Origin of the sequence: Pseudoalteromonas sp. S3260, assembly GCF_005886925.1 — a bacterium.
GTDB classification, from domain to species: domain Bacteria; phylum Pseudomonadota; class Gammaproteobacteria; order Enterobacterales; family Alteromonadaceae; genus Pseudoalteromonas; species Pseudoalteromonas tetraodonis.
Map to the genome: position 1 here is coordinate 1 of NZ_PNCV01000128.1, position 6,626 is coordinate 6,626.

The 6,626-nt window shown below is 39.4% G+C and carries 6 protein-coding genes; 5 read left to right on the forward strand and 1 reads right to left on the reverse strand.

The genetic code is table 11. The features are described from left to right. Nucleotides 1–410: 410 nt before the first annotated feature. A complete protein-coding gene (locus CWC14_RS16360) occupies nt 411–1,082 on the reverse strand; it encodes a hypothetical protein (RefSeq protein ID WP_138563917.1) in 672 nt (223 codons plus the stop codon). Nucleotides 1,083–1,421: 339 nt separating this feature from the next. On the opposite strand from CWC14_RS16360, the gene CWC14_RS16365 reads away from it, so the two are divergent. From CWC14_RS16365 to CWC14_RS16385, 5 genes are all read left to right on the forward strand, one after another. Beyond that, nucleotides 1,422–1,901: a hypothetical protein gene (locus tag CWC14_RS16365; RefSeq protein WP_138563919.1), complete on the forward strand. Its 480-nt coding sequence runs from the start codon at nt 1,422–1,424 to the stop codon at nt 1,899–1,901. A gap of 2 nt (nt 1,902–1,903) precedes the next feature. Then, complete coding sequence (locus CWC14_RS16370) at nt 1,904–3,034, forward strand: DUF1570 domain-containing protein (protein ID WP_138563921.1); 1,131 nt, start codon at nt 1,904–1,906, stop codon at nt 3,032–3,034. A 381-nt stretch (nt 3,035–3,415) separates the two neighbouring features. After that, on the forward strand, nt 3,416–4,513 hold the full coding sequence (locus tag CWC14_RS16375; protein ID WP_138563923.1) for a Fic family protein: 1,098 nt from the start codon (nt 3,416–3,418) through the stop codon (nt 4,511–4,513). Between the two features lie 351 nt (nt 4,514–4,864). After that, nucleotides 4,865–5,164 carry a helix-turn-helix domain-containing protein gene (locus CWC14_RS16380; protein ID WP_138563925.1) on the forward strand — a complete coding sequence of 100 codons (300 nt, stop codon included), beginning with the start codon at nt 4,865–4,867 and terminating at the stop codon, nt 5,162–5,164. After that, nucleotides 5,154–6,359 carry a type II toxin-antitoxin system HipA family toxin gene (locus tag CWC14_RS16385; protein ID WP_138563927.1) on the forward strand — a complete coding sequence of 402 codons (1,206 nt, stop codon included), beginning with the start codon at nt 5,154–5,156 and terminating at the stop codon, nt 6,357–6,359. Before CWC14_RS16380 ends, CWC14_RS16385 begins: the two co-directional genes overlap by 11 nt. Nucleotides 6,360–6,626 lie beyond the last annotated feature (267 nt).

Sequence of the window (6,626 nt, forward strand, 5' to 3'; positions counted from 1 at the left end):
TCAGCAAGCTTAACGCCTACATTAAAATTTAAAGATCACTGCCAAGACAACTCCCCCGTCATTTTGCCCGAAAAGACTCAATTGATGAGTAATCGATTGCATGGCGGAATTTTGTTCCCGACAAATTCCAAGTACCTAAATCCCTTTAGGCAATGCAATCAAAGCCGTGACAGGCACATGGATGTGCCTTACACGGCGTTTACGTTCATATCAATTTAGACTTTGAGGAAAGTGCAAAATACTCGGTGCGCTGTGGGTGACGAGTGACCGAAACGAGGTTTCGCAGCGCGAGGAAGTGGAAGCATGGATGCCGACAGTAACCCAGCTTCACGGATGAATTACTTGCAGCAGAGTTTATTTAAAGACAAATCACACTTTGGTTGTCGTCGCCAAAGTGACATTTTCTTTATTTAATTAGACTCTTTATTAATTTCTTCAACAGTTCTAATTACAGCTTTTTTTAAAGCGCTGCGCATAACTTCGTTAGTTAATTGATCCAATAATGTCTTATGGAGAACCCCCATACCTTCATTATTGGCCATAGTTGCATCAAATAATTCACGTGTAATTAGTTCTTCCCCTAGCTTATTTACTAATGAAAGTGAAAAAGATACATTTCTATTGCAGTCTAAAGTCCATGCACCATGACAATTAACATCAAAACTCATCAGGTCTGCAGAAATTAACATTTCAACTTGATTATTTATTGCAATATTACTTAGTAGTTTCGCTTCGCTAGATGCGGGTATTATGTCAATCTTTTTTGCATTTACACCTAATGATTGAAGTTCATCAATAAAGGCATTTCTTATAAAGTCGGCAACTCTAACAAATTCCTGTCCATCACTTGTCATGCCGATTGTTGCAGGGCCCATTCGCATAACTGCTTTTTCTGCTAATTCATCTTTAACAGTGGCAAGGTTTCTTTTATCTCTCCATTGGGTTACACCAATAGAGTCGATGTTTTTAACCTCTACATTTTCGATTGTTTTTTTATGGTATTCCACAGGGAATGAATTTTGTATAGTACAACCAGATAAAATGGATAAGAAAGTGGCAGTTATAGTAAGTTTTTTTAACATATATTTATTTCCATATAAGGCTAAATATCGCACTTTTATCAAGTGCAAACCTAAAAAAGTTTAATTACTTACAATGATACACAAATTTTTATGAAAATAAGATCAATATTTTCAAATGGCTAAGTTATATTACAAATATAATAAACAGGCAAAAATTTGTAGGGGTCATTTCTATATAACTAAAAAGTAGATACAAACTCTCATCACAAACGGCTCCAACAATTGCGCTCAGGCATGATTTAACAATTTGCTTAAACTATCTGTTTCTATTTTAGATTCAATCCTCTATATTCAGCCTAGGCGCTCAACGGAACACAGAACTCAATTTAGGGATAAATAATGATTAAATGGATTTTATTGATACTACTTTGCCTATTTACTTCTCTCCCGCAAGCATACGAGCAATACTCGCAAAAACATTGCGATAGTATTGTAAAAGAACGTGAAACAATACGTTCACGGTTGCGTCAAAGCTATAAGGTGAAAGAAGGTGAGCGGTTAAAAGCACGGTTTAAATCTTTGTTTGAAGAACTTGCAAAGCATTGTGATAAGCCGCCCAAACAAACCAATCGAACATATCAACGCTCTTCGGCTTACAGCTCAAGTAACAATGCATTATTGCACACGCGGGTGCCTAATATGAAATTGCATAGCGACAGCTATAGCGATCCCGAAAAGCTAGATGCATGGTCTGAATTTTATACTTTACCAAAGCGATGCCGTTCAAAAGGAATGCAATCATCCGATTTCGTGTGGTGCAGTGAATACCGTGGTGAACAAAAGCGCTTATTTGAAGCCCAGTGGAACAAGCGACGATAAAGATGTTGAGCACAAAATGGCGCGTGCTATTTGTATTTATTGTGCTGTTAATTGCAGCGGCACTTATTGCTAACCACCTCGCTGGGCGGGTATTCAACTACCATGATCCTATTGGCAGTGTACGGGCTATTTACGAAGATATAAAAGTCGAAATCGAAATAGTTGAAGAAGCAGAGCAAACCCTAATTAAACCCTCTGCAGGCTCGTTTACCACTAAAACAGTAATACAAAACCATTTACCACAAGCCGATACAACGCGTTGTACTGATGTTTCATTAGGTGAAGTTAAATATAAGCGTAATGGCAATATTTACACTTGGACTGATAGCCATGGTGTGCCCTATTTTAGTGATACCAAGCCAGACTTTGCGGTTGAAACACTTGATACAGACTTTGTTGAGCCGCTCGATTACTTTGAATTAACGCTACAGGCCGCTAATTTACCGCCGTCGTTTACAGAAAAATTACGGATAAAACTAAATACTGTGTTTAAAGTGTATGGCCAAATTATAGGGGCAGATGCATTAAAAAAGGTAAGGTTAAACCTGACCGTATTTGCAACACGAAGTCGTTATGAACAAGCGATTAAACAGCGCGGGGCAGATCCAAGTAATACTGATGGTATATATTTTCATGCTACTAACTCTGCGTTTATATATTATCGAAACGAACAAAGCGCAATGCGCACAGCAATACACGAAGCGGTACATGCTATAAACAAAGCAATACTAGGCACAACTCCTCGTTGGCTTAATGAAGGGCTGGCTGAATATTTTGAATATACCAACAACAGCATGCAATTAGTCAGCATTGAACCTCACCTAAGTTGGATAAGTAACAAACACATAGCGCAAAGTGTTTTTACTATTAATTGGTTGATAGGTTTAGATAACAAATGGCAAACAGCTGATGACACTAAACTTTATGCAAGCAGTTGGGCGGCGATATATTTTTTAATGGACTCGAGCAAAGGCAAGCAGTTTTTAAAAAGCGTTATGTTAGCCGAGCAAAATTCACCTTGCAGTAAACTCACAGCTGAAACACTGGAAAGTATGTTGTATCAGCACTTTCCGCAGCTATCTAAAGACTATAAAACATGGTTAAACGAACCATTTATAAAGCACCGTTTTTAAAGATATATTAAAAGCTACGCTTTTCGAGTCAGCAAGCTTAACGCCTACGGTGGGAATAGGTAAAAGGTTTAAGGTTAAAGGCGCTAGGCTGAATTTATAGCCCGTCGCTCGCTGCTTGTCACCCGAAGCTCGCTGTCTTCTCATTTACTCTCATTACCTCTCTTTGTGCATATATGGTTTTAAATGATTTATTCACAAAGAGATTAAGAGAAGCTGCGCTGAAACGAAAGGTCAAACGCTCTAAGTTAATGGTAAAGGGCGCTAGGGTTTGCACAAGTCCACAAACTCACACAATGAGGCAATTAAGTGTCTTAATTGCCTCATTGTATGAGGCGATTATATGGCGTAGACTGTAACTAATTTATTTTAGGGCAAACGCTTATGTGGATATGGCAACAACAAGATTGGCCGAATTTTACGTGGGATGAAAAACAGCTTGCGCCGTTATTGAGAGAGCTTTGTTTTAACCAAGGTGTGCTGGTTGGTCGCATGGATGGGCAAAGTACGCAGCAAAAACAGCAAGCACTTGATACTTTATTGGCTAATATTATTCATTCAAGCGCAATTGAAGGTGAAAAACTTAATGCGTTTTCGGTACGTTCGTCACTAGCTAAAAAACTCCACATTGATGAGCAGCCTTATCCAACCACAGTGCAAAGCGATAATCTTGCAGAGATCATGTTGGATGCAATTAATAACACCGATACACCGCTTGATTTAGAACGTATGTTGAATTGGCATCGTTTATTGTTTGCAGGTGAAAAAGGATTATTTACTCAAATAGCGGGCGGTCAATTACGTGGCAACGAGCCAATGCAAGTTGTATCAGGGCGATTAGATAGACCCGTATTACATTTTACTGCTCCACCAAGAGATGTTATCGAAAACGAACTCGCTGCTTTTTTTAATTGGTTTAATGCAGGTTATAATGATCGACACGAAGACCCTTTTATTCGTGCTGCTATCGCTCATTTGTGGTTTGTAACCTTGCACCCGCTTGAAGATGGTAACGGGCGTATTACGCGTCTTATTACAGATTTAGCGCTTGCTCAAGAGCATAAAGAGTCTATACGGTTCTATGCGATGTCTGTGGCAATTTTAGAGGATAGAAAAGGCTATTACGAGGTCTTAGAGGCAACACAGCGTGGTGATTTGTGCATTACACAGTGGATTACCTGGTTTTTAAATACGCTCAATAAAGCAGTTGAATCTACTCTGAAGAATATTGAGCAAACTGTCGCTAAAACTAATTATTGGTTTAAAAAAGATCAAACTAGATTAAATGGGCAACAAGTAAAAGTGCTTAATAAATTACTTGATGGTCAATTTGAGCAGGGAATCAGTGCAAGTCAGTATCAAAAAGTGGCTAAGGTAAGTCGCGCGACGGCGACGCGTCATTTATCAGATTTACAAACACTGGATTATATAAAGAAAACCTCAGCGGGCGGTCGCAGTACTCGTTATAAAATAGCTAAATGACTTTAAAAAGCTTAAAGCTTTTTTTGTAATTCAAAGCCCTACTATTTCAACACGATGACACACAGTGAGGCAATTAAGTATGATATTCGCCTCATTTTTTGAGGCGAATAATGGCGTGAAAGTAACCTAATTTAAAAGCGGTGCTTTTCGCGTCAGCAAGCTTAACGATTATGGTGGGAATAGGTAAAAGGTTCTAGGCGCTAGGGGCTAGTCTGAATTTATAGCCCGTCGCTCGCGGCTCGTTACCCGAAGCTCGAAACTCATTTCGTATCTATTTAAATAATATTGCAATCATATTAAATACCGCTAAACTAATCATTAGTACATTAATGACCGATTAGGTAATCATTTATGAGATCTGAACAAGCATTAAAACTGGCGCGTCGATTGGGTGATTTAATTCGCCAGCATCGTACTTTACTTTATACCCAGAGCACGTTCGCTAATATGATTGGTGTATCTCGCTCTACGGTACAAAAGCTTGAGCAGGGGGAGGTAGTAAAAAGCGATATATTGTTTGAAGCCCTTGTTGTTCTTCAATTGCAAGGCTCATTGCTGGATGAAATTAACGAGCTTGCCGCAGATGTGGGCGGTTATAATGCAAGACAGCGTAAAAGCAATAAAACTCAGGTGATTAACGATGACTTCTGAAGCTTATGTATTTATTGACGGTTTAGAAGACAGCCCGGTAATTTGTGGTTTTTTTAAGTTAAATACACAAACAGGCCGAGGTGAGTTTAATTATGGTAAAAGTTACCTTGCGCGCTCTGATGCGTTTGCGCTCGATCCGCTGCATTTACCATTACAGCCTGGCATCGTTAGTTATTCTGCCAATAAAGGTGTGTTTGGGGTGTTAAGTGATGCGGGAGCTGATTCGTGGGGGCGTAAGCTTATACTGTCGCTGCATAATACCAAACCAAAAAATGAGCTAGAATTTTTACTCGCAGGGTCTGGGTATGGTGTTGGCGCCTTGGTATTTAGTTTGTCGCACAGCGCATCAAAACATAAAGCGAATAAAAATACATTAGCCGATTTAGCCTTGTTAGATCAAGCAAAGGACGATTTGCTCGCCAATAAAACGATTTCACAAGAAGCAAAAAAAGCCTTTGAATTTGGTCAAAGTATGGGGGGAGCAAGACCTAAAACCTCTGTGAAAATTGACCAAAAACTTTATTTGGCAAAGTTTAATCGTCAAGACGATTTGTTTAACTTAGCTAGGGCTGAGCATGGCGCTATGTGTATGGCTAATGAATTGGGGATTCGCACTGCAAATACCCGTATTCATGAAACAGAAAATGGCGATGTTCTGTTAGTTGAACGTTTTGATGTAAGCGATGACTTACCAACTCATCACTTTTTAAGCGCCAATAGCTTATTACAAAAACCAAAAGTCGCGATAAGCGACTTAGCAACATACTATAGCTACGGTGAACTGGCTGAATTTATTCGCCACCACACAGGTGAGTTCGCTGCTGATGCTACAGAGCTCTACAAGCGAATGGTATTTAACGTATTTATTGGTAATACCGATGATCACAGCCGAAATCATGCGTTTTTGTATCACTTTGCAGGGCAAACGTGGCGTATGAGCCCCGCTTATGATATTACCCCTATTAATAACTCAAAGCAGCATGGCATAGGGCTTGGTGATGATGGCCGATATGCTAGTATCGATAATTTACTGTCGCAAGCCAAACGCTTCGGCCTCAACAAGGCTCAAGCAACAAAAATAATTGCCGAGGTTGAGAGCTATACTCGCCAGTGGCCAACGCACTTTAAACGTTTTGCTAATATCAGTGATATTGACATAAAACGCTTAGAAAGCGTGATACCCTCTATAAATTAAAGGCTAATAAAGCAGTCATTAGTGGTTTAATGACTGATTAAGTGCTCATTTATTAATTAGCGCTTATATGAACCTCAAAGCGGGAATGAGAAGGCAGCGGGCTTCGAGCGACGAGGCGCGGGTAAAATGCAAAAGCCTATAAATACGCGATATAAAATCGCTGCTACAGAATAATATTTGGCTTTTTTATTTCCTCTAAAAGCGCAGCGCCTCTTAATCTCTGCGGTGTATAAATCACCTAAAAACTATTTGAACACAAAGAAGACA